The sequence below is a fragment of the Pseudomonas sp. E45-MNA-CIBAN-0222 genome (assembly GCF_040310405.1).
In the GTDB taxonomy this organism is placed as follows: domain Bacteria; phylum Pseudomonadota; class Gammaproteobacteria; order Pseudomonadales; family Pseudomonadaceae; genus Stutzerimonas; species Stutzerimonas stutzeri_AC.
This window is the reverse complement of sequence record NZ_JBEOPU010000202.1, coordinates 1-244: the sequence shown is the minus strand read 5'-3', so window position 1 is coordinate 244 and position 244 is coordinate 1. Positions and strand designations below refer to the sequence as shown.

1 pseudogene is annotated in these 244 nt (G+C 63.9%); it reads right to left on the bottom strand.

Annotated elements, in window-relative coordinates:
* Positions 1–244 (bottom strand): annotated as a pseudogene (locus AAEZ08_RS23330) (AAA family ATPase); the annotation flags it as partial.

Below are 244 nucleotides of genomic sequence, written 5' to 3'. Positions count from 1 at the left end.
ATCGGCGAAGGTGATGCCGCTGCCCTTGCGTTGTACCTCGAAACTGCGCGTCTTCATGGTGAAGACGACGGCGGCGCCGATCAGCAGCAGCGCGAACGGCGAATAGGGTAGGAGGAACTTGTAGAAGGGCTTGTCCGCGTCGGTCTGGAACATCGCCAGTGGGAACCGCTCGCCGCTGCTGCCGGCGTATTGATCGAGCAGCAGCGGGGCGACCCGGCCGGACTGGTCCGGCACCCAGTAATGT